Origin of the sequence: Polaromonas sp. OV174 (assembly GCF_900112285.1) — a bacterium.
GTDB lineage: Bacteria > Pseudomonadota > Gammaproteobacteria > Burkholderiales > Burkholderiaceae_C > Polaromonas.
In genome coordinates this window covers 13,228-33,721 of sequence record NZ_FOKZ01000031.1, presented here as the reverse complement: position 1 = coordinate 33,721, position 20,494 = coordinate 13,228, and the positions used below count along the sequence as shown (strand labels likewise).

The following is a 20,494-nucleotide window of genomic DNA, read 5'->3' as shown; positions in this document are numbered from 1 at the left end:
TGTGCTGGGTCAGCAGGTACAGCGCCAGGAACCAGGTGCGCAAAGGCAGCTTGGTGTGCTCGAACACCGTACCCGCGATGCTGGAGCACTGGTAGCCGCAGATAAAACACTCCCACAGCTGGCGACCTTTGCCGTTGCGCGTGAGAAAAAAACGCTTGCAACCGCAGTGCGCGCACTGCCAGCCGTGGGGCCAGCGGGCGGCCACCAGGGCTCGCTCGCATTGCTCCTCGCTGCCGTACTGTGCATGGAATTGCGCCAGCGACAGGCCGCGCTGGAATTGGATGGCGTTCATGGACATATCGCTCTCCTTGGCCTCCCGGTGCATTGGGCCTGTTGGTTGGAGGCAAAGCTTTGACGCGGAGTTCCAAGGAGGTCTGAGGCAAGTCGCTAATCAGGTGAAATTGGCCTCCAGCCCTTGATGGGTGAGCGCAGCTAGCTATTTAATTAATAGCGTTTCCGGCTGGGTCGCATCAAACTGCTGCTGCAAGGCCGGTCAAGGTCAAGCTAGTGCAGCAGACCCAGCGCAAACGGCAAGCTCACCACACCCAGCATGGTGGACAAGGTCACCAGGCCAGCGACATAGCCGCCGTTGTAACCCATGCGCGCCGCCAGCACATAGGCGCTGGAGGCCGTGGGCAGCGCGGAAAACGCCAGCAGTATGGAGGTTTGCGCCAGGGACAAGGCAAACGCCTTGGCCAGGGCGAAAGCGACCAGCGGCAGCAGCAGATGGCGTATAGACAGCACCGCCACCGCCAGGGTTTTGGCCTGCGACAAATGGCCGAACTGCATGCCGGCGCCGGCCGCCATCAGGCCGAGTGCCAGCGAGGCCGCACCGATGCGCATCACCGTGGGTTCCAGCCACTGGGGCAGGGTGAAGCCCAGCAGGTTGGCCGCCAGGCCGCTGGCGGTGGCCAGGATCAGTGGATTGCGCACCAGCTCACGCAGAAAGCCGCGCTGGGCGTGCTTGGCCATGGGCCATACGGCAGCCACATTGAAGAGCGGCACGCACACGCCAATCAGCACCGCAATCAGCAGCAGGCCTTCACTGCCCGCTAGCCGGTCCGCCAGTGCCAGACCGATGAAGGAGTTGAAGCGAAAGGCCACCTGGGCGCTGGCTGCGTGCTCGCGCGGATCGATGTGACGGCCCAGCCAGGGCAGGTGCGGCAGACTGTAGGCCATGGCGATGCCGGCCAGCCCCATCAGCAGGCCGGCACTGATCAGGCTGGAAGTTGCCAGTAAATCCAGCGGACTTTTGACGATGGAGTGGAACAGCAGGACCGGAAACAGGACGTAGTAAACCAGGCTTTCCACCTGCTCCCAGACCGTGCGGTTGAGGGCGGTGTAGCGGCAGATCAGGTAGCCGCAGAGGATCAGGGAAAAGTCGGGGAAAAGGAGTTGAGCGTAATTCACCCAGCTGAGAATAACCGTAATTTGCGCGGGTTTGCCCCTAGGCGAATTCCGGCTTTGGCAGCGAAAGGCGGATGTCCTGCGTTTAACATTCCAGTTGTTTTATTGGAAGGATATTGAGTATGCAACGTCGTTATCTGTTTGCCCTGTCGGCGCTGGCGCTGAGCGCCGCTGCAGGCTCGGCCCTGGCGCAGGGTTATCCCAACAAGGTCATCAAGCTGCAAGTGCCGTTTGCCCCTGGTGGCACCACCGACATCGTCGCCCGGGTGATTTCCGAACCCCTGGGCAAGGCGCTGGGTCAAACCGTCATCGTGGAGAACAAGGCCGGCGGCGGCGGCGTGGTCGGCGCGACCGAAACGGCCCGGGCCATTCCCGATGGCTATTCGCTGGGCGTGGCCACGGTGTCCACCACGGCCGCCAATCCGGCCATCAATCCCAAGATTTCCTATAACCCGCTGACGGACTTCACGCCCATCATCAATATCGCGGCCACGCCCAACATCATTGCGGTGCACCCCAGCTTCCCCGCCAGGAACTACAAGGAGTTCGTGGCCGAACTGAAGAAAAATCCCGGTAAATACTCCTATTCATCCTCGGGCACAGGCGGCATTGGCCACCTGCAAATGGAGTTGTATAAAGGCTTGAGCGGCACCTTTGTGACGCACATTCCCTACCGCGGCGCCGGCCCGGCGCTGAACGACACGGTGGCCGGTCAGGTCAACATGATTTTTGACAACCTGCCTTCCGCGCTGCCTTTCATTCAGCAAAAGCGCCTGATCCCCATCGTGGTGGCGGCGCCGCAGCGTCTGGCCGTGTTGCCCGATGTGCCGACCTTCAAGGAAGTCGGTCTGGAGCCAGTCAATCGCATGGCTTATTACGGCATCCTGGGCCCCAAGGGCCTGCCCAAGGAAGTGGTCGACAAGGTCAGCGCCGGGGTGAAGAAGGCGCTGGAAGATCCGGCAGTGCGCAAGCGCATCGAAGACACCGGTTCACTGATTGTTGCCAACACGCCAGAGCAGTTTTCGGCGCAGATCAAGGCTGAGTTCGACGTCTACAAAAAAGTGGTTCAGTCGGCCAATCTCAAGCTCGAGTAATTCATGGTCCCGGCGCGCCGGGTTTAAAGCCGTCCCCGCAGGCCACTGGCTTGCCGGACGGTTTTTTTATTTGTTAGGCTCAAGCCCATGCATGCACAAAGCCAGTCCAGTATTGATGCCTTTATCGATGCCTTGTGGCTGGAAGATGGCTTGTCCAAAAACACGCTGGAGGCCTATCGCCGCGACCTGTCGCTTTATGCCGACTGGCTGGGCGCCGAAGCACAAGGGAGCCGGCCACTGGATCAGACGGCGCTGGAGCATATCCAGGCTTACTTTCTGGCCAGGCATGCGCTGACCAAGGCGACCTCGGCGAACCGGCGCTTGACCGTGCTCAAGCGCTACTTTCGCTGGGCGCTGCGTGAGCAATGGGTGGCGGCCGACCCGACGCTCAAGCTGCAGGCTGCAAAGCAGGCTTTGCGGGTGCCCAAGCTCATGAGTGAATCCCAGGTGGAGTCCTTGTTGTCGGCCCCCGCGGACGATAGCGCGCTGGGCTTGCGCGATCGCGCCATGCTGGAGTTGATCTACGCCAGCGGCCTGCGCGTCAGCGAACTGGTCGGGCTGAAGACCTTTCATGTGGGTTTGAATGAAGGCGTGCTGCGCGTCATGGGTAAAGGCAACAAGGAGCGGCTGGTGCCTTTTGGGCAGGTGGCGCGTGAGTGGCTGGTGCGCTACCTGGCCGAGGCGCGCTCCGTCATTCTGGGGGGCCAGCAGACCGAAGATCTGTTTGTCACCAGCCATGGCCGCGGCATGAGCCGGGTGATGTTCTGGATGCTGGTTAAAAAATATGCGCAGCTGGCCGGCATCACCTCGCCGCTGTCACCCCATACCCTGCGCCATGCTTTTGCCACGCATTTGCTCAATCATGGTGCCGACCTGCGTGCCGTGCAGATGCTGCTGGGCCATGCCGATATTTCCACCACCACGATTTACACCCATGTGGCGCGGGAACGGCTGAAATCGCTGCATGCGCTACACCATCCGCGCGGCTGAGGGGGTAAATCGGCGGCGTATTACGCGCAGTGAAAAGCCTGGGGCTAAAGTGCGCAGCGCCGGGCCGTCCCAAGCAAGCACGGCTCCTCGGGGGCAGCGCAGCGCACGCAGTGGCAAGTGTGGGGGCAAAGTGCGCAGCGCCGGGCCGCCCCAAGCAAGCACAGCCCCTTCAGGGGCAGCGCAGCACACGCAGTGGCAAGCGTGGGGGCTTTTACTTGTACATATAGTCGCGCCGGAACGGATAGCCCGACTGGGCGCCCTTGACGGGCGTGTCGTCCACATGGCCGGAGGGCCGGGTGGCCAGCACCTGGTGCAGCGCGATCCAGCCCTGCTCAAAACTCATGGCGCTACCGGCCAGGTACAGGCGATAGGCGCGCAGGGTTTTTTCGGCGCGCTCAGGACCGCCGTCGGCAGCCAGCACTTGGCGCGCATCCTCCAGCCTGGCCTCCAGCGCGTCTGACCAGTCCCACAGCGTGCGGGCGTAGTGGGGGCGCAGGTTCTCGGTGTCCACCATCTCCAGCCCGGCGCGGGCCAGGTGCTCCAGTACGGCGCTGACATGCAGCAGCTCGCCGCCGGGGAAGATGTATTTTTCGATGAAGTCGCCCATGCCTGCGCCTAGCTGCCGGTTTTCCAGCCCTCCGGCGGTGATGCCGTGGTTCATGACCAGCCCGCCGGGCGCCAGCAGGCGCATGATTTTGTTGAAGTAAGCGGACATATTGGCCTGCCCGACATGCTCGAACATGCCGACCGACGAGATCTTGTCGAAAGGCCTGTCCTCGCTCATGTCGCGGTAGTCGCGCAACTCCATGCGCACGCGCTGGCCCAGGCCTTTTTCGTCGATCAGTTTTTGCACATGGGCGTGCTGGTTTTTGGACAGCGTGATGCCGGTGGCGTCGACGCCGTAATGCTCGGCCGCCCACAGCAGCAGTGCGCCCCAGCCGGCGCCTATGTCCAGAAAGCGCTCGCCGGGCTTGAGCATCAGCTTGCGGCAGATGTGGTCCAGCTTGGCCTCCTGGGCTTGCGCCAGCGTCACCTGGGGATTGCCGAGGTCGGCATAGTAGGCGCATGAATAAACCCGGCGCGGGTCCAGCCAGAGCGCGTAAAAGGCGTCGGAAACATCGTAATGAAACTGGATTTGCGCTGCGTCCTTGGCGGGGGTGTGGGCCGCCATGGATTTGGCCCGCCGCAGCAGATGGGCCCACCAGCCGGTGTCGCTATGCACCGGATTGCCCGGCAGCACCTTGGTGACCGCGCGCATGATATCGCGCATGGCGCCCTCGAGCTGCAGCTTGCCCTCGACATAGTCTTCGGCCAGGGCGCCGATTTGCCCGGCCTTGAGCCTGGCAATGCTGGTCCAGCTGGAAAAGCTCAGCTTGACGGGCGCATCGGCCGCCCCCAGGCGCTGGCCTTGCGGCAGTTGCAGGGCAATGTCCGCCGGCAGGCGTGGCATTTGCGAAGAGATGTCAGGAACCAGATGCCGGATCATGCGCAAACTCCTTTTCTTGGGTGCTTGTACAGTCTAGCGCGCTTGCGCATTTTTTGCCGTTACAGCATGGATGCGGTCTCAGGGGTGCTCAGCAGGGCCAGTTCGACCTCGTCAAAGCCGGCGTGGCGGCGCGCCTCCAGGTTTAACGGGCCTTTGAGCCGGGGCGCGCCGTATTGCCTGGCCAGCATGGCATAGCTGGCGATCGGGTCCAGCCCGCGCTGGGCGCACAGGTGGCGGTACCAGTGGTTGCCTATGGCCACGTGGCCGATTTCGTCGCGCAGGATGATGTCCAGAATAGCCACTGTGCGCAGCGCATGGGGCGTACCGACCTTGCGCAGCTTGGCCTGCATGGGCGGGGTGGCATCCAGCCCCCTGGCCTCCAGCGTGCGCGGCACCAGGGCCATGCGCGCCAGCACGTCGCCCTTGGTCTTTTGCGTCATGTCCCACAGGCCGGTGTGGGCGGGGAAGTCGCCATAGTCGTAGCCCATGCTTTGCAGCAGGGTGCGCAAAAGGCTGAAGTGTTGCGCTTCCTCGGCCGCTACTTGCAGCCAGTCCAGGTAGTAGACCCGCGGCATGCCGGGAAAGCGCCAGACCGCATCCAGCGCCAGATTGATGGCATTGAACTCGATGTGGGTCACGGCGTGGAGCAGGGCGGCCAGGCCTTCTGCGGTGAAGGGGGAGCGCTTGGGCACATCCAGGTGGGAGCGCAGCTCCGGCTGCTTCGGGCAGCCAGGCAGGCCAGGCGGGGCTAGGATGGCGGCGTCTATTGCTATTGAAAGAGTAGCTGCTTGCGCCCGCAGTTGCTGCGTTAGAAGCACTTTTTCTTCTAAATCTGGCGCCAGCAGCGCTTGCAGGGCCAACTGGCGTAGTTCTGCGGATTGGGGCGTGGCTGTCATGGGGGAATTGTCGATGATGAAGAGGGGCGTGGGCTACTTACAATCAAAAGCCCATCCTCCAGACCATTTATCAAGGATATCCATGGCTATTTACCAGCTCGACGATTCGACCCCTGACATTCATGACTCGGCCTGGGTGGCTGACAGCGCGCACGTCATGGGCAAGGTCAGCCTGGCGCAAGATAGCAGCATCTGGTTTGGCGTGGTGCTGCGGGGCGACGTGGAAACCATTCAGGTGGGTCGGGGTTCCAATATCCAGGACAACAGTGTCCTGCACGCCGACCATGGCATACCGCTGGTCATAGGCGACAACGTGACGGTGGGCCATCAGGTCATGTTGCACGGTTGCACCATTGGCGACGGCTCGCTGATAGGTATACAGGCGGTGGTGCTCAATGGAGCGAAAATCGGCAAGAACTGCCTGGTCGGCGCCGGTTCACTGGTGACCGAGGGCAAGGAGTTCCCCGATGGCTCCATGATTCTGGGTAGCCCGGCCAAAGCGGTGCGGCAGCTCACGCCGGAACAGATAGAGGGTTTAAAAATGAGCGCCCAGCACTATATAGACAATGCCCGGCGCTACAAGACCGGGCTCAAGAAGCTGGCCTGAGCGGTCGGCTTTGGTTTTTTTGGCTCCGGCCTGTTACTTTTTACTTTTCTGCCATGTCTGAACTTCATAAATTTATCTTTGATGGCCTGCCGGTACGCGGCATGCTGGTGCGCCTGACCGATTCCTGGCAGGAAATCCTCAAGCGTCGGCAAGCCGCTGGCGGCTACCCGATCGAAGTCACGCATCTGCTCGGTGAGATGGCGGCCGCAGGGGCGCTGATGCAAAGCAATATCAAGTTCAACGGCGCGCTGGTTCTGCAAATTTTTGGCGATGGGCCGGTCAAGCTGGCCGTGGCCGAGGTGCAGCCTGACCTGAGCCTGCGTGCCACCGCGACCGTCAGCGGAGAGGTCGAGGCGGGCAGCTCGCTGAGCCAGTTGGTCAATGTCGGCAACCAGGGGCGCTGCGCCATCACGCTGGACCCCAAGGACAAGTTCCCGGGCCAGCAGCCCTACCAGGGCGTGGTGCCGCTGTTTGGCGACCGGCATGAAAAAATTGAAAACCTGAGCGAGGTGCTGGAGCACTACATGCTGCAAAGCGAGCAGCTGGACACCAAGCTGATTCTGGCGGCCGACGGCAATGTTGCCGCCGGCTTGCTGATTCAGCGCCTGCCGGTCAAGGGCGTGGGCAATCTGCAGGGGCGCGACACGGACGAGGACCAGATCGGCCTCAACGAGGACTACAACCGCATCGCCATTCTGGCCGGCACGCTCAAGCGTGAGGAACTGCTGACGCTGGATGTGGACACGATTTTGCGCCGTCTGTTCTGGGAAGAGCCCATCACCCGCTTCGACCCTTTGAGCCCCAGCTTTGCCTGCAGCTGCTCGCGTGAGCGCGTGGGCAATATGTTGCGCGGCCTGGGCACGGCAGAAATTGAAAGCATCATTGCCGAGCGCGGCAAGGTCGATGTGGCTTGCGAGTTTTGCGGCGAGCAGTACGCGTTTGACCCGGTGGATGCGGCGCAGCTGTTCACCAGCCAGAGCCGCCAGCCGCCGCCTACCTCGACGATTCAGTAAACAGGCTCTTAGGTCAAATTGCTGCGGCGCGCTGAGCCAGCAGATCGCTCAGCAGCCGGTATTCGCACTGCGGATCGCTGCATTTGTCGCAAGCCCAGACCCAGGCCTTGGCGCGTTTGCCCGGGCTGGGGTTTGCATGTCTGCCGCTGCCTGTCGCAGGCAAGAGCCGCTCAATGGCTTGGAGTGCCTGGCTCAGGTGTTCAGCGGACGAGCCATAGATCACCTGGTAGGGCTGGGCCGTATGCGCCAGAGCAGCGCGGATTGACTGGTCGGCAGCTTCCTGTTCGGGGCTGTTCATGAGGGCGCTGCCGTCCAGACCCATGAGCAAGGCCAGGTCGTAGCGCTCGGCCCGCAGGGCCGATGTGTCGGCCACTACAACGATGACGGGCGTAGCCGAGGCCGTCAGCGCGGCCGCGAGCTGCGTTTTTCCGCTATGGGGAGCGCCTAGCAGCGCAATTTTCAGCATGGTGATGCCAGAACGGGGAAGTGAAAAGAAGAGGGGCGGAGGCTGTCAGCTCTTGAGGGTGTTGACTAAGGGCTGACTTGCACAAAAATTTCATTGGGCTTGACCATGCCCAATTCGCTCCGTGCCTTTTCTTCGACCATTTCCAGACCTTCCTTGAGGTCGCTGACCTCGGCGGCCAACTGGTCGTTATGGACTTGCGCCTGCGCATTGCTCGCAGTTTGCTCATCCAGCTTCTGCTGCATCTGGCGCACACTGGGAATGCTGCCCCGGCCAATCCAGAGTTGCGCGTGGAATAACACCAACAGCGCAATCAGGACGGCAGGGATGATCCGTGAACCCATACTTACACTTGAGAGTGATGTTTCGTCGCCGGGCCGCCCCAAGGCGAAACGCGGCCCCCTTGGGGCTGGAGCCGACGGCTCCAAACCTGCTTGCGCAGGTTTGGACAGGCGCCAGAGGCGAAGCCTCTGGCGAGCGGCGGCCTGCAAGGCCTCGCGAACGACACGAAGTGCGCGAGCGTGGGGGCCATTACTTCAGGTTGTAAAAGGCGTCGCGACCAGGGTAGGAGGCGATGTCACCCAGATCCTCTTCTATGCGCAGCAGCTGGTTGTACTTGGCCATGCGGTCCGAGCGCGACAGCGATCCGGTCTTGATCTGGCCGGCATTGGTGCCCACCGCGATATCGGCAATGGTGGAGTCTTCGGTTTCGCCTGAACGATGCGAAATCACGGCGGTGTAACCGGCACGCTTGGCCATTTCGATGGCAGCAAAGGTTTCGGTCAGGGTGCCGATCTGGTTGATCTTGATCAGGATGGAATTGGCAATGTTTTTGTCAATGCCTTCTTTGAGGATCTTGGTGTTGGTGACAAACAAGTCGTCGCCGACCAGCTGCACTTTTTTACCCAGGCGTTCGGTCAGGATTTTCCAGCCATCCCAGTCGCCTTCGTGCATGCCGTCTTCGATGCTGATGATGGGGTACTTGTCGCACCAGGTGGCCAGCATGTCGGTCCATTGCTGGGCCGAGAGGCGCAGGCCGCCTTCGCCTTCGAGTACGTACTCGCCGTCTTTGTAGAACTCGCTGGCGGCGCAGTCCAGGGCCAGGGCGATCTGTTCGCCGGCGGTGTAGCCGGCCTTGTCGATGGCTTCCAGGATCAGCTGAATCGCGGCTTCATGGTTTTCAACGCTGGGCGCAAAGCCGCCTTCGTCGCCCACGGCGGTGCTGATGCCCTTGTCGTTCAGGATGCTCTTGAGGGCGTGGAACACTTCAGCGCCCCAGCGCAGGGCTTCGCGGAAGCTGGGCGCGCCCACGGGCACGATCATGAGTTCTTGCAGATCCAGGCTGTTGTTGGCGTGGGCGCCGCCATTGATCACGTTCATCATGGGCACGGGCATCTGCATCGCGCCCATACCGCCGAAATAGCGGTATAGCGGCAGGCCGGCCTCTTCGGCGGCGGCGCGGGCCACGGCCATGCTGACGGCCAGCATGGCGTTAGCGCCCAGGCGTGATTTGTTCTCGGTGCCGTCGAGGTCGATCAGCGTGCGGTCCAGGAAAGCTTGTTCGCTGGCGTCCAGGCCCAGCACGGCTTCGGAGATTTCGGTATTGATGTGTTCGACGGCCTTGAGCACGCCCTTGCCCAGGTAGCGCGACTTGTCACCGTCGCGCAGCTCTATGGCTTCGCGCGAGCCGGTGGAGGCACCCGAGGGTACTGCGGCACGGCCCATGACGCCGGATTCCAGCAGCACGTCGCACTCAACGGTGGGGTTGCCGCGGCTGTCAAGAATTTCGCGGCCGACGATATCAACAATTGCGCTCATTTAAGTTCTTTCAAATCAAAAATTACAAAACCCAAAAACTGTTTTTAACGGCTTACTGAAAGCTGTTTTCGAGAAAGCCATTTCTTTTCGTCACGCGATCAAGGTCAAGCAGCGTTTCCAGCAAGGCTTTCATGTGCTTGAGGGGCACTGCGTTGGGGCCGTCGCTCATGGCTTTGGCCGGATCGGGATGGGTTTCCATGAACAGGCCGGCCACACCGACGGCCACGGCCGCACGCGCCAACACCGGCACCATCTCGCGCTGGCCGCCACTGCTGGCGCCCTGGCCGCCCGGTAGTTGCACCGAGTGGGTGGCATCGAAGACGACGGGAGCGGCCGTTTCGCGCATGATGGCCAGGCTGCGCATATCGCTCACCAGGTTGTTGTAGCCAAAGCTGGCACCGCGCTCGCAGGCCATGAAGTTGTCTTCGTTCAGGCCTTTTTCGCGCGCGGCGGCTCTGGCCTTGTCGATGACGTTTTTCATGTCGCCAGGGGCGAGGAACTGGCCCTTCTTGATGTTCACCGGCTTGCCCGACTGGGCCACGGCGCGGATGAAGTCGGTTTGCCGGCACAGAAAGGCAGGCGTTTGCAGCACGTCAACCACGCTGCAGACCTGGGCGATCTGCGATTCGTCGTGAATGTCGGTGAGCACCGGCAGGCCCAGTTCGCGCTTGACCTTGGCCAGAATCTCTATGCCCTTGTCCAGGCCCGGGCCGCGAAAAGTGCTGCCCGAGGAGCGGTTGGCCTTGTCAAAGCTGCTCTTGAAGATGAAGGGAATGCCCAGCGCGGAGGTGATCTCTTTCAGCGTGCCGGCGGTGTCCATCTGCAATTGCTCGGACTCGATCACGCAGGGTCCGGCAATCAGGAAGAAGGGCTGGCTCAGCCCGATATCGAATCCGCAAAGTTTCATAGGACTTTCTTCAGGCTTGTCAAAGGGGAGGCCGCACCGCCGGCAGGCATGGTAGCAAGGAGCGGCGGCTCACGGACATTTCAGGCCACGACTTTCAGCGACTTGCCTTCGGCTGGGGCCATCAGCGCGCGCCGCTTCAGGGCCGCAGCGATAAAGGCGTTGAACAGCGGGTGGCCACTCCAGGGCGTGGACTTGAATTCAGGGTGAAATTGCACACCCATGTACCAGGGGTGCACATCCTGAGGCAGTTCCACGATTTCGGTGAGCTGTTCGCGTTGGGTCAGCGCGGAAATCACCAGACCGGCCTTGCGCAGCGAGTCCAGGTAGTTCACGTTGGCTTCGTAGCGATGGCGGTGACGCTCAGTCACCACGTCGCCGTAGATCTGGTGGGCCAGGGTGCCTGGCTCCACGTCCGAGCTTTGTGCGCCCAGGCGCATGGTGCCGCCGAGGTCGGAGTTGGCATCGCGCACCTGGATGGTGCCGTCGGCGTCTTTCCACTCGTTGATCAGGGCGATCACCGGGTGGGCCGTGTCGGGGTTGAATTCGGTGCTATTGGCATCCTTCAGACCGGCGACATGGCGGGCGTACTCGATGGTGGCCACTTGCATGCCCAGGCAGATGCCGAGGTAAGGCACTTTGTTTTCACGAGCAAATTGCGCCGTGCAAATTTTGCCTTCGACACCACGCGATCCAAAACCGCCGGGAACCAAAATGCCGTCGTACTGGGCCAAGCTGGCCACGTGCTCGGGGGTAATGGTTTCGGAGTCGATGTGATCGATCTTGACGCGCACATGGTTGCGCATGCCGGCGTGGCGCAAGGCTTCGTTGACCGACTTGTAGCTGTCCGACAGGTCAACGTACTTGCCAACCATGGCAATGCGCACTTCGCCTTGCGGGTGCTCGGTTTCATGAACCAGGTCATCCCAGCGCTTGAGGCTGGTGGGGGGCGTGTTCAGGCGCAGCTTGTCGCAGATCAGGCCATCCAGGCCTTGTTCGTGCAGCATGCGCGGCACCTTGTAGATGGTGTCCACGTCCCACATGGAGATCACGCCCCATTCATGGACGTTGGTGAACAGCGAGATCTTGTCGCGTTCCTCGTCGGGAATGCGGCGATCGGCGCGGCACAGCAGGGCGTCGGGCTGGATACCGATTTCGCGCAGCTTTTGCACCGTGTGTTGGGTCGGCTTGGTCTTGAGCTCGCCGGCGGCCGCAATCCAGGGCACATAGGTCAGGTGCACAAAGGCCGTGTTGTTGGGCCCCATGCGCAGGCTCAGCTGGCGCACGGCTTCCAAGAAGGGCAGGGACTCGATGTCACCCACGGTGCCGCCGATTTCCACGATGGCGACGTCGACCGCGTCATCGGTGCCTATGCCGGCGCCGCGCTTGACGTATTCCTGGATTTCATTGGTCACGTGCGGAATGACCTGTACGGTTTTGCCGAGATAGTCGCCGCGACGCTCTTTTTCCAGCACCGACTGGTAAATCCGGCCGGTGGTGAAATTGTTGGTTTTCTTCATGCGCGTTTCGATGAAACGCTCATAGTGGCCCAGGTCGAGGTCGGTTTCTGCGCCGTCGTCGGTCACAAACACTTCACCGTGCTGGAAAGGCGACATCGTGCCGGGATCGACGTTGATGTACGGATCAAGCTTGATGAGGGTGACTTTGAGGCCGCGCGATTCAAGAAGCGCAGCCAAGGAGGCTGAGGCGATTCCCTTGCCCAGGGAAGACACCACACCGCCGGTGACGAAGACAAATTTGGTCATGTCAGGTACGAACCACAAGTTCGCTGAGGTGGTAAACGGAGATTATACGGGTTGCCTGCCTGAGCACGGCTTTGACTGTCGCGATGCAAGGTTTTTTTGTCCAGGCTTTCCCCGGTTCGGGCAAGGTATTGCGTAAGGTGAAGAGCGCAGGGTCATCCTGCTGCTACATTGCGGAACATGACGAATCAAGCAAATGGCCCGGATGAGGCCCAAGCGCTGGACCTGGCCGGCAAACATCTGGTGCTGGGACTCTCGGGTGGGATTGCCTGCTACAAGGCGGCCGAGTTGTGTCGTGCCCTGATCAAGGCCGGCGCCACCGTTCAGGTGGTGATGACCGAAGCGGCCGAGCAGTTCATCACGCCAGTGACCATGCAGGCCTTGAGCGGCCGGTCGGTGTACACCAGCCAGTGGGACAGCCGTGAGTCCAACAACATGGCGCACATCAATTTGTCGCGCGAAGCCGATGCCATATTGATTGCGCCCTGCAGTGCCGACTTCATGGCCAAACTGCTGCACGGCCATGCCGATGACCTGTTAAGCCTGATGTGCCTGGCCCGCCCTGTCGACAAGGTGCCCTTGTTAATTGCTCCTGCGATGAACCGCGAGATGTATGCGCATCCGGCGACGCAGCGCAATTTTGTGCAGCTGGAAGCCGATGGCGCCAAGATCTTGGGTGTGGGCAACGGTTTCCAGGCCTGCGGCGAAACCGGTGACGGCCGCATGCTGGAACCCGACCAACTGCTGGAAGACATCGTTGCGTTTTTTGCGCCCAAGGTGCTGATCGGTCAGCGTCTGCTGGTTACTGCCGGCCCGACTTACGAGGCAATTGATCCGGTACGTGGCATTACCAACTTGTCGAGCGGGAAAATGGGTTTTGCCATTGCTCGCGCGGCCCGCGAGGCCGGCGCCGAGGTCACGCTGGTCGCTGGCCCGGTCAGTTTACCGACGCCGCGCGGCGTCACCCGTGTTGACGTGAAATCAGCACAAAATATGCTTGAAGCCGTTATTGGACGGGTGCAAGAGGCTACTGTTTTTATAGCAACTGCGGCCGTGGCCGACTGGCGGCCGGCCGCACCGTCGGATCAAAAGATCAAGAAAGATGGCTCTGGCCAGACGCCGCAGCTTGGATTCGCAGAAAACACAGACATCCTGGCAACTGTCGCTCAGTCGCCTGCTGCCCAGTCGGGGAAACTGTTTTGCGTTGGTTTTGCGGCGGAAAGCCACGATCTGCTGGAAAACGCCCAGGCCAAGCGGCTGCGCAAAAGAGTGCCGCTGCTGGTCGGCAACATTGGCCCAGACACTTTTGGCCAGGATCACAACGCGCTGCTGCTGCTGGATCAGCAGGGGGCGACCCGGCTGGACCGGGCGACCAAGCTGTCGCTGGCGCGCCGGCTGGTTCAGGAGATCGCTGCCAGGATGGCGGTGCATGTGCCCGCCAAAATCTCGTGATGCAGCCCTCGGATACACCGCCGGACGGCGACTTTGCACGTTATGTTGAAAGTTTGACCGACGCCAATGCTGCGGCCGGTGCGCGTGTGGATCTGTTCGGACCCAAGCCGGGAGTGCCTGCAGCCAAAGTGGCCGTGAGCCCGGTTCAGCCTTCGATTCAGAGCAGCCTCCAGCCCCGGGCGGGAAGGCCTCTTCTGGCGCATGCCAAGTGGGTGCTGCTGGCCTGGGTCGCCACGCAGGTCCTGGCCAAATGGCTGCCAGGCGCGGGCTATCTGTTTGTTCCAGTGCTGCTGGCGTATGCCGTCTGGGTGCGCTTCAAGCTGAGCCGCCAGTCCTCGGGCGCTCTCGTCCAACGTGTTCGTGAGCTGTATAGGCAGCTCGCCGAAGAAACCAAAAAAACTCAAGCATCTCCACCAAAAAATAAACCATGAAAATCGACGTCAAGATTCTGGATCCCCGCCTTCAGGACAACCTTCCCGACTACGCCACACCGGGCAGTGCCGGCCTGGATCTGCGTGCCTGTCTGGAGGCGCCACTCACCTTGGCTCCAAACGCCTGGCAATTGGTGCCCACGGGCATTGCCATCTACCTGCACAACCCCGGTTACGCCGCGCTCATCTTGCCGCGCTCGGGGCTGGGTCACAAGCATGGCATCGTCCTTGGCAATCTGGTCGGCCTGATAGACAGCGATTACCAGGGCCAATTGATGGTCAGTGCCTGGAATCGCAGTGATGTGGCTTTCACCATAGAGCCGATGGAGCGCATTGCGCAACTGGTCATCGTGCCGGTGGTGCAGGCCCAGTTCAATGTGGTCAGTGAATTTCCCGCCAGCGAGCGGGGAGAGGGCGGTTACGGGTCGACCGGTAAAGCCTGACGCCACCCGGCCCCCGATCTTTTGGGGGTTTTTCCTACAAGTGTCGATCGCTGCTTCCCACGCTGCAACAGCCTGGGGGCTCACTTCTTGCCTGGTGGAATGCGTTTGTAATTGAAGCCTGACAGTCCTCGAATCTGCGCACTTCTTTGAGCCGCGTCAGATAGTCAGGACGTCATGAACTTTATTTACCGGAGATTTCCATGGGCCATGCTTCACGTATTATTTCATTCGCATTTTCAGGGCTTGTACTAGCCGGCTTGACTGCTTGCGGATCCATGCCTATGGACTCCGGAACGCCGATGCCGTCCTATCCGGCTTCGTCTTACCCCACCCAGAGTCAGTACCCTGGTCAATATCCTGCACAGTACCCTGGTCAATACCCCGCACAAAATACCTACCCCGCACAGAATCAGCAGGGCAACTATGTTGAATACGGACGGGTCAGCAATATAGAAGTTCTTCAGACCCAGGCGCAGGCCAAGGGCTCGGGGCTGGGCGCGGTCATAGGCGGTGTTGCCGGAGCGGTAATCGGCCATCAGGTCGGCGGCGGAACCGGGAAAGATGTCGCGACGGTTGCCGGTGCCGTAGGCGGTGCGGTGGCAGGCAATGCCATCGAGAAAAACCGTAACCCCAATGTCAGCCAAGCTTATCGCGTCACGGTTCAGCTCGACAACGGAGGCGCACGGGCCTATGACTTTTCTTCACCTGGAGATTTGCGCATCGGCGATCGCGTGAGGGTTCAAAACGGGCAACTGTTCCGTTATTAAAACCAGTTCCTAAAATCAGTTCCACATGGCAAAGCGGCGCTGCAGAAACCTGCAGCGCCGCTTTGGGGTGTGGACGATTGGGCTGGTTCAGTGCAGCGTGTTGTTGCCGGGCGTCAGCGACTCCAGCTTGAAAAATCCGGTGCCCAAGGAGCCTTGGCCAATTTCCAGTTCGCTGGCTTCGCGCACGGACTCAATTTTCGCCGTCAGGCGTATGGCGATGCCCGCAAGCGGATGGTTGCCGTCCAGCACCACATGCTCGGGGTAGATTTCCGTCACGGTGTAAATGTGATCGTGCGGAATCTGGGCAGTGGCGCCAGCGGGCATGGCGGCGCCGTCGAAGGTCATGCCTTCTTCCAGCTCTGCCGGAAACAGGGTGCGGGCCTCGAGGAAAACCAGGTTTTCATCGTAGTCGCCAAAGGCGTTTTCCGGCTCCAGATGCAGTTCCAGCTGGTCGCCGGCCTGGTGGTCTTGCAGGGCTTCTTCAATCTTGGCCAGCAAATCATTGCCGCCAAGCAAAAACTCCACCGGCTCGTCCAGTTCGTCCAGTACATCGCCCAAGGTATCTTTCAGCGTCCATGTCAGGGCTACGACGCATTGCGGGGTGATTTTCATCCGACAATTGTCCCATGGATGTAAATCAATCTCTAGACCTTCTCGGCGGACTGAGCCCCGCGCAATTTATGCGCCGTTACTGGCAAAAGAAGCCACTTCTGGTGCGTCAGGCCATACCCGGGTTTCGGCCCTTGCTCGGTCGCGCCGACTTGTTCAAGCTGGCGGGGCGCGAGCAGGTCGAATCGCGATTGATCGTTCAGCAAGCCAAGGGCTGGCGCATGAAGCAAGGGCCTATGCTGCCCAGAGGCTTGCCGCCGCTGAGCCAGGCGGCCTGGACCTTGCTGGTGCAAGGCGTGGATATGCATGATGCGGGCGCCCATGCGCTGCTGCAACAGTTCCGTTTTGTGCCGGATGCGCGCCTGGATGACCTGATGATCTCGTTTGCCACGGCCGGCGGCGGTGTCGGGCCACACTTTGACAGCTATGACGTGTTTTTGCTGCAGGCCAGTGGTCGCCGGCGCTGGAAGATCGGCCAGCAAAAAGACCTCAGCTTGCAGCAGGGCGTGCCCTTGAAAATCTTGCAAAATTTCGAGCCCGACGAGGAGTTTGTGCTGGAGGCGGGCGACATGCTCTATCTACCGCCGCGTTATGCCCATGACGGTGTGGCCGAAGCGTGCCTGGGGGCTGACGGCAAAGCCGCTGATTGCATGACTTATTCGATTGGCTTTCGGGCACCGGCTCAAACCGAGCTGGCCGCAGAGTTGCTGCACCGCCTGGCTGAGTTCAGCGAAGATGCGGCCGAGCCTGACGCTGAAGATAGCGGCCTGCCTGCAGGCGCGCCGCGCCTGTATCGCGATCCCGGCCAAGCTGCGACTGCCACCCCGGCAGCCTTGCCGGCAGACCTGGCGGCTTTTGCCGGGCAAGCCGTGCTGGAGGCGCTGAAAGACCCGCTGGCCCTTGGCTGTGTCTTGGGAGAATATCTGACCGAGCCCAAGCCCTCGGTCTGGTTTGACGAGGCCTTGCAGGCCTGGGATGGCGATGCCGCCAAAGCCGGCCAGACCGGTATCGAGCTGGATGCGCGCACCCGCATGATGTATGACGACAACCATGTGTTCATCAACGGCGAAAGCTACCGCGCCAAGGGTGCCGATGCTAGGTTGATGCGCCAGCTGGCCGATCAGCGCGAGCTGTCGGCCCGTGAGCTGCGCAAGGCCAGCGTGACTGCGATGGCCTTGCTGGGCGATTGGCATGAGGCTGGCTGGTTGCGGCAGGTTTTGCCTGGTACGGCTGTCATCGGCAACTGAGCGGCGTGGCGCCCTTTTCGGGAGACTGATTCATGGATTCACCTGCTGCGTCTCCAATTCTGCTGCAAGGGCGCTTTGGTGGTCGCAGCGAGTTCAGCGATTTGATCCGTCAGGCCCTGAGCGTGGCGGCCGTCCAGGGGTGGCGTGAAATCATTGTGTGCGACCCGGACTTTGATGACTGGCCTTTGGGTGAGCGGGCCGTGGCTCAAGCCCTGAATGACTGGTCCAAGAGTGGCCGCAAGTTCACGATGATTGCCGGAAATTACACGCCGCTGCAGCGAAAGCACGCGCGCTTTGTGAGGTGGCGGCAAACCTGCGCGCATATTGTGGAGTGCCGCAGGAGTGCGACTGCGCGGGCCGATGCTGTGCCCAGCGCCCTGTTCGGGCCAAGTTGGGTCCTTGAGCGGTTGGATCTGCAGCACTGTAGCGGCATAGCGGGGGTTGAGACGGCCAGGCGTGTGGCATTGCGAGAGCGCTTGAACGAAGTTCTGCTGAAAAGCTTGCCGGCTTTTCCTGCCAGCACCCTGGGGCTCTGAGGTGTGGTTTTTTTGGCTTGGCCGCTGCTTGTCTGACTTTGTTTCAGCAACTAAGGGTTTTCAGGCTTGCAACATCCATCATATAATTTAAAGCTGGGTAGAAAGAGCTCGAGTCCTTTCCCCGGTCAAAAAATATAACTTGAATTATGGTTTGGGTTGTCTTTTGACAATTTCCGGAAATTGTTTTCTTAAATATCATCAAGGATCGAAAAAATGAACAAGTCACTCGTTTTGGCCGCTATTGTTGCTGCTGTTGCTTTGGCTGCTTGCGGTAAAAAAGAAGAGGCGCCAGCACCAGCTCCCGCAGCTGTTGAGGCTCCAGCTCCTGCAGCCGCACCTGCCCCTGAAGCTTCTGCTCCTGCAGCCGCACCTGCTGCTGACGCTTCTGCTCCAGCCGCCGCTGCACCTGCTGCTGACGCAGCTGTTGCTGCCGCTACCGCTGCTGCTGCCAGCGCCGCGAAGTAATCAGTCTTCAGCGAGTACTAAAAAGCCGCCTCAGGGCGGCTTTTTTTATGGTTAATCGATATTTGCAGGGCTGTTGCGTTTGGCTAGGCGCATCGTTTCTTTGCTACGCCTTTGTCAGAGTTGCAGCCAGCATGTCCCGCTATCGGGGCTGGCCACCATGATGTCGTCTGTGCCGCAGGACAAGGTCTGCGCCAGCAGGGATTGGACCAGGTCGGGGCGGTTGTTTTGCGCGCTTAAATGCGCGGCCACCAGGTGCTTGAGGCCTTTATGCGTGATGGCACGGGCGATATCGGCTGCGGCAGCATTGGACAGGTGCCCGTACTGACCGCCTACCCGCCGCTTCAGGAAGCTAGGGTAGGCTGATTGGGCCAGCAATTCGCTGTCGTGGTTGCACTCCAGCAGCAGGGCATCGCAGCTTTCCAGGTGTGCCAGCACGTGGGCCGTGGCGTGGCCCAGGTCGGTCAGAATGCCAAATTTTGCCGAGCCATCGCTGCAGCTTAGCTGCAAGGGCTCGCGAGCGTCATGTGGGACGGTAAAGGGCGTGAGCTGCAAACCGTCCAGCGCGATGATTTCACCATCGCGCGCAGTGTGCAGCAAACCCTCAAAATCGGGCGAACCAATCGCGCTGTGCGTACCGTGGCTCATCCAGATCGGAATCCGGTAGCGCCGTGTGAGCGAAAGGGCGCAGCCGATATGGTCGCCATGCTCGTGCGTGATGAACACGGCGTCAAGGTCCTCGGGCTGCAGTCCGGCTTGGCCCAGTCGGAGTTGCAATTGCCTGAGGCCCAGTCCGCAGTCTATGAGTAAGCGAAACGGTTTCGTGCCCGAGGCTTCTACCAGCGTGGCATTGCCCGTGCTGCCGCTGCCCAGGCTCTTGAACCTCAACACGTGAGATGGGGGCGAGTCACAAGCAGCAAAGCCCCTCTCACGCTTACTTCAGGTCGTCGGCAATCACCTGCACAATGCGCTGAGCATTGACCGACGAGTCAGGCGCGCCTTGGGCGTTGAGGACGGACACTGTGGTGCTTTCGCCCTGGCTCTTGAGGGTGATGCGGTATTTCAGTGGCCCCGTCGCAGCGGCTGAGCCACTGAAGAGCTTGCTGAAAAATCCGGGCTCAGCCTTGCCTGTCGTCGGCTCGACATAGCGGACGAAGTAGGTGCCCTGGCTGCGGTCGCGGTCTTCAACGGTAAAGCCGGTCCGGTCCAGTGCCAAACCGACACGGCGCCAGGCGCGCTCGAAGCCTTCATCGATCTGCACGACCGGCAAGTTGTTCACCGTGGCAACACGCGAGGTTTGCTGGCCTGCGCCGGCGGCAATCAGTGCTTTGGATTGTTCTTGCGTCACGCCCAGCTTGATCATCATGCGGCGCAAAAATTCAGCTTCCAGCTCTGGATCGGCGGGACGGGGTTGCCAGATGGTGCTGTCGCCCGTGACGGAGCTTCCGGCCTTGGCACCGGTAACCACTTCGATCATGCCGCGATGGCTGATGTAGATCTCGGTGCCGCCGTCAGGCCGACGTTCCAGACGGGTGCGGAACTTGTCACGTTCTCCGGTGGAGTAAAGGCCCTCAAGCACCTTGCCGACCGTGCTGCGAATGAAATCCTGCGGCAACTTGGCGCGGTTCTCGGCGTAGTCGGTTTCCATGATGCCCAGGTTTTCCTGGTCTTGAGCCAGCAAAAATCCGTTTTCCATCCAGAAGTCACGCACCGGGGACCAGAGTTTGTCGGCCGGACGGTTTACCACCAGCCAACGCTGGCTGCCTGCGCGCTCTATGCGCACATCGCCGACCGTGGCTGCGGCTGTGGGGACGGTCTGGGTGGGCTGGCCCACCTGGTAGCTGCTGGCCGTCACGGCCGTGCCGGGCACGACGTAGCGGGTTTCGCGGCTGAGCTGGGTCAGATCGGGTGGAATATCCAGTGAAGGGGCTTTGGCGCCGCTCGATTTGTAATCGACGCGTTCACCTTCCATGGTGTCTTTGAGGCTGGAGCAGCCTGCCAGCAGGCTGATGGCCACCAGCGCACAGACGCTGGCAGCGCTTCGGGTGTTCAGAAAAGCAGGGCGCAGATGCAATGTCGGCAATGTCTTCACTTGGATTCCCTTAA

General features: G+C 60.9%; 23 protein-coding genes. 11 read left to right on the top strand and 12 right to left on the bottom strand.

Features of this window, described 5'->3' with window-relative positions; all coding sequences use genetic code 11:
• Both BM160_RS19765 and BM160_RS19760 read right to left on the bottom strand, forming a co-directional pair.
• Window positions 1–298 (bottom strand): transposase (locus BM160_RS19765; RefSeq protein ID WP_369821808.1); only part of this gene is annotated, 298 nt, incomplete at its 3' end.
• Window positions 299–504: 206 nt separating this feature from the next.
• The gene (locus BM160_RS19760; protein WP_092007881.1) at window positions 505–1,410 is read right to left on the bottom strand and encodes an AEC family transporter; all 906 of its coding nucleotides are present in this window, start codon (window positions 1,408–1,410) and stop codon (window positions 505–507) included.
• A gap of 119 nt (window positions 1,411–1,529) precedes the next feature.
• Here BM160_RS19760 and BM160_RS19755 point away from each other — a divergent pair, with 119 nt between their 5' ends.
• Together BM160_RS19755 and xerD are read left to right on the top strand one after the other, a co-directional pair.
• The gene (locus BM160_RS19755; protein ID WP_092007880.1) at window positions 1,530–2,501 is read left to right on the top strand and encodes a tripartite tricarboxylate transporter substrate binding protein BugE; all 972 of its coding nucleotides are present in this window, start codon (window positions 1,530–1,532) and stop codon (window positions 2,499–2,501) included.
• A gap of 87 nt (window positions 2,502–2,588) precedes the next feature.
• Entirely contained in the window at window positions 2,589–3,491 is a 903-nt protein-coding gene (gene xerD / locus BM160_RS19750; protein ID WP_092007879.1) for a site-specific tyrosine recombinase XerD, read from the top strand.
• A 211-nt stretch (window positions 3,492–3,702) separates the two neighbouring features.
• Here xerD and BM160_RS19745 read toward each other — a convergent pair whose 3' ends face one another.
• Window positions 3,703–4,977 carry a class I SAM-dependent methyltransferase gene (locus BM160_RS19745; protein WP_177219082.1) on the bottom strand — a complete coding sequence of 425 codons (1,275 nt, stop codon included), beginning with the start codon at window positions 4,975–4,977 and terminating at the stop codon, window positions 3,703–3,705.
• 59 nt (window positions 4,978–5,036) lie between these two features.
• Complete coding sequence (locus tag BM160_RS19740; RefSeq protein ID WP_092007878.1) at window positions 5,037–5,873, bottom strand: ferritin-like domain-containing protein; 837 nt, start codon at window positions 5,871–5,873, stop codon at window positions 5,037–5,039.
• Window positions 5,874–5,955: 82 nt separating this feature from the next.
• Here BM160_RS19740 and BM160_RS19735 point away from each other — a divergent pair, with 82 nt between their 5' ends.
• Both BM160_RS19735 and BM160_RS19730 read left to right on the top strand, forming a co-directional pair.
• Window positions 5,956–6,480, top strand: coding sequence for a gamma carbonic anhydrase family protein (locus BM160_RS19735; RefSeq protein ID WP_092007877.1), 525 nt, complete (start codon window positions 5,956–5,958; stop codon window positions 6,478–6,480).
• Window positions 6,481–6,533: 53 nt separating this feature from the next.
• Window positions 6,534–7,493, top strand: a complete 960-nt coding sequence (locus BM160_RS19730; RefSeq protein WP_092007876.1) for an Hsp33 family molecular chaperone HslO — start codon at window positions 6,534–6,536, stop codon at window positions 7,491–7,493.
• A 13-nt stretch (window positions 7,494–7,506) separates the two neighbouring features.
• Here BM160_RS19730 and BM160_RS19725 read toward each other — a convergent pair whose 3' ends face one another.
• The 5 genes from BM160_RS19725 to BM160_RS19705 all read right to left on the bottom strand — a co-directional run bounded on the left by BM160_RS19725 (window position 7,507) and on the right by BM160_RS19705 (window position 12,444).
• Window positions 7,507–7,959, bottom strand: coding sequence for a hypothetical protein (locus BM160_RS19725; RefSeq protein ID WP_092007875.1), 453 nt, complete (start codon window positions 7,957–7,959; stop codon window positions 7,507–7,509).
• 65 nt (window positions 7,960–8,024) lie between these two features.
• On the bottom strand, window positions 8,025–8,300 hold the full coding sequence (locus tag BM160_RS19720) for an FtsB family cell division protein (protein WP_092007874.1): 276 nt from the start codon (window positions 8,298–8,300) through the stop codon (window positions 8,025–8,027).
• Between the two features lie 187 nt (window positions 8,301–8,487).
• Window positions 8,488–9,774, bottom strand: a complete 1,287-nt coding sequence (gene eno / locus BM160_RS19715; protein WP_092007873.1) for a phosphopyruvate hydratase — start codon at window positions 9,772–9,774, stop codon at window positions 8,488–8,490.
• Window positions 9,775–9,826: 52 nt separating this feature from the next.
• A complete protein-coding gene (gene kdsA / locus BM160_RS19710) occupies window positions 9,827–10,681 on the bottom strand; it encodes a 3-deoxy-8-phosphooctulonate synthase (RefSeq protein WP_092007872.1) in 855 nt (284 codons plus the stop codon).
• Between the two features lie 80 nt (window positions 10,682–10,761).
• Complete coding sequence (locus tag BM160_RS19705; RefSeq protein ID WP_092007871.1) at window positions 10,762–12,444, bottom strand: CTP synthase; 1,683 nt, start codon at window positions 12,442–12,444, stop codon at window positions 10,762–10,764.
• A 177-nt stretch (window positions 12,445–12,621) separates the two neighbouring features.
• Here BM160_RS19705 and coaBC point away from each other — a divergent pair, with 177 nt between their 5' ends.
• From coaBC to BM160_RS19685, 4 genes are all read left to right on the top strand, one after another.
• Window positions 12,622–13,893, top strand: a complete 1,272-nt coding sequence (gene coaBC / locus BM160_RS19700) for a bifunctional phosphopantothenoylcysteine decarboxylase/phosphopantothenate--cysteine ligase CoaBC (RefSeq protein ID WP_092007870.1) — start codon at window positions 12,622–12,624, stop codon at window positions 13,891–13,893.
• Window positions 13,893–14,324 (top strand): hypothetical protein, encoded by a 432-nt coding sequence (locus tag BM160_RS19695; RefSeq protein ID WP_092007869.1) that lies wholly within the window; start codon window positions 13,893–13,895, stop codon window positions 14,322–14,324. Before coaBC ends, BM160_RS19695 begins: the two co-directional genes overlap by 1 nt.
• Window positions 14,321–14,767, top strand: a complete 447-nt coding sequence (gene dut, locus BM160_RS19690; RefSeq protein ID WP_092007868.1) for a dUTP diphosphatase — start codon at window positions 14,321–14,323, stop codon at window positions 14,765–14,767. Before BM160_RS19695 ends, dut begins: the two co-directional genes overlap by 4 nt.
• Window positions 14,768–14,967: 200 nt before the next feature.
• Complete coding sequence (locus BM160_RS19685; protein WP_092007867.1) at window positions 14,968–15,534, top strand: outer membrane lipoprotein; 567 nt, start codon at window positions 14,968–14,970, stop codon at window positions 15,532–15,534.
• 87 nt (window positions 15,535–15,621) lie between these two features.
• Here BM160_RS19685 and BM160_RS19680 read toward each other — a convergent pair whose 3' ends face one another.
• Window positions 15,622–16,146 (bottom strand): FKBP-type peptidyl-prolyl cis-trans isomerase, encoded by a 525-nt coding sequence (locus BM160_RS19680; RefSeq protein WP_092007866.1) that lies wholly within the window; start codon window positions 16,144–16,146, stop codon window positions 15,622–15,624.
• Window positions 16,147–16,160: 14 nt separating this feature from the next.
• Here BM160_RS19680 and BM160_RS19675 point away from each other — a divergent pair, with 14 nt between their 5' ends.
• From BM160_RS19675 to BM160_RS19665, 3 genes are all read left to right on the top strand, one after another.
• On the top strand, window positions 16,161–17,390 hold the full coding sequence (locus BM160_RS19675; protein ID WP_092007865.1) for a cupin domain-containing protein: 1,230 nt from the start codon (window positions 16,161–16,163) through the stop codon (window positions 17,388–17,390).
• 32 nt (window positions 17,391–17,422) lie between these two features.
• Window positions 17,423–17,926, top strand: coding sequence for a hypothetical protein (locus BM160_RS19670; RefSeq protein WP_092007864.1), 504 nt, complete (start codon window positions 17,423–17,425; stop codon window positions 17,924–17,926).
• Window positions 17,927–18,170: 244 nt separating this feature from the next.
• Window positions 18,171–18,446, top strand: a complete 276-nt coding sequence (locus BM160_RS19665; protein ID WP_177219081.1) for a hypothetical protein — start codon at window positions 18,171–18,173, stop codon at window positions 18,444–18,446.
• Between the two features lie 59 nt (window positions 18,447–18,505).
• On the opposite strand, the gene BM160_RS19660 is transcribed toward BM160_RS19665, so the two are convergent.
• Both BM160_RS19660 and bamC read right to left on the bottom strand, forming a co-directional pair.
• Window positions 18,506–19,279, bottom strand: coding sequence for an MBL fold metallo-hydrolase (locus BM160_RS19660; RefSeq protein ID WP_092007862.1), 774 nt, complete (start codon window positions 19,277–19,279; stop codon window positions 18,506–18,508).
• A gap of 43 nt (window positions 19,280–19,322) precedes the next feature.
• Window positions 19,323–20,480 carry an outer membrane protein assembly factor BamC gene (gene bamC, locus BM160_RS19655; RefSeq protein WP_369821807.1) on the bottom strand — a complete coding sequence of 386 codons (1,158 nt, stop codon included), beginning with the start codon at window positions 20,478–20,480 and terminating at the stop codon, window positions 19,323–19,325.
• Between the last annotated feature and the right edge of the window lie 14 nt (window positions 20,481–20,494).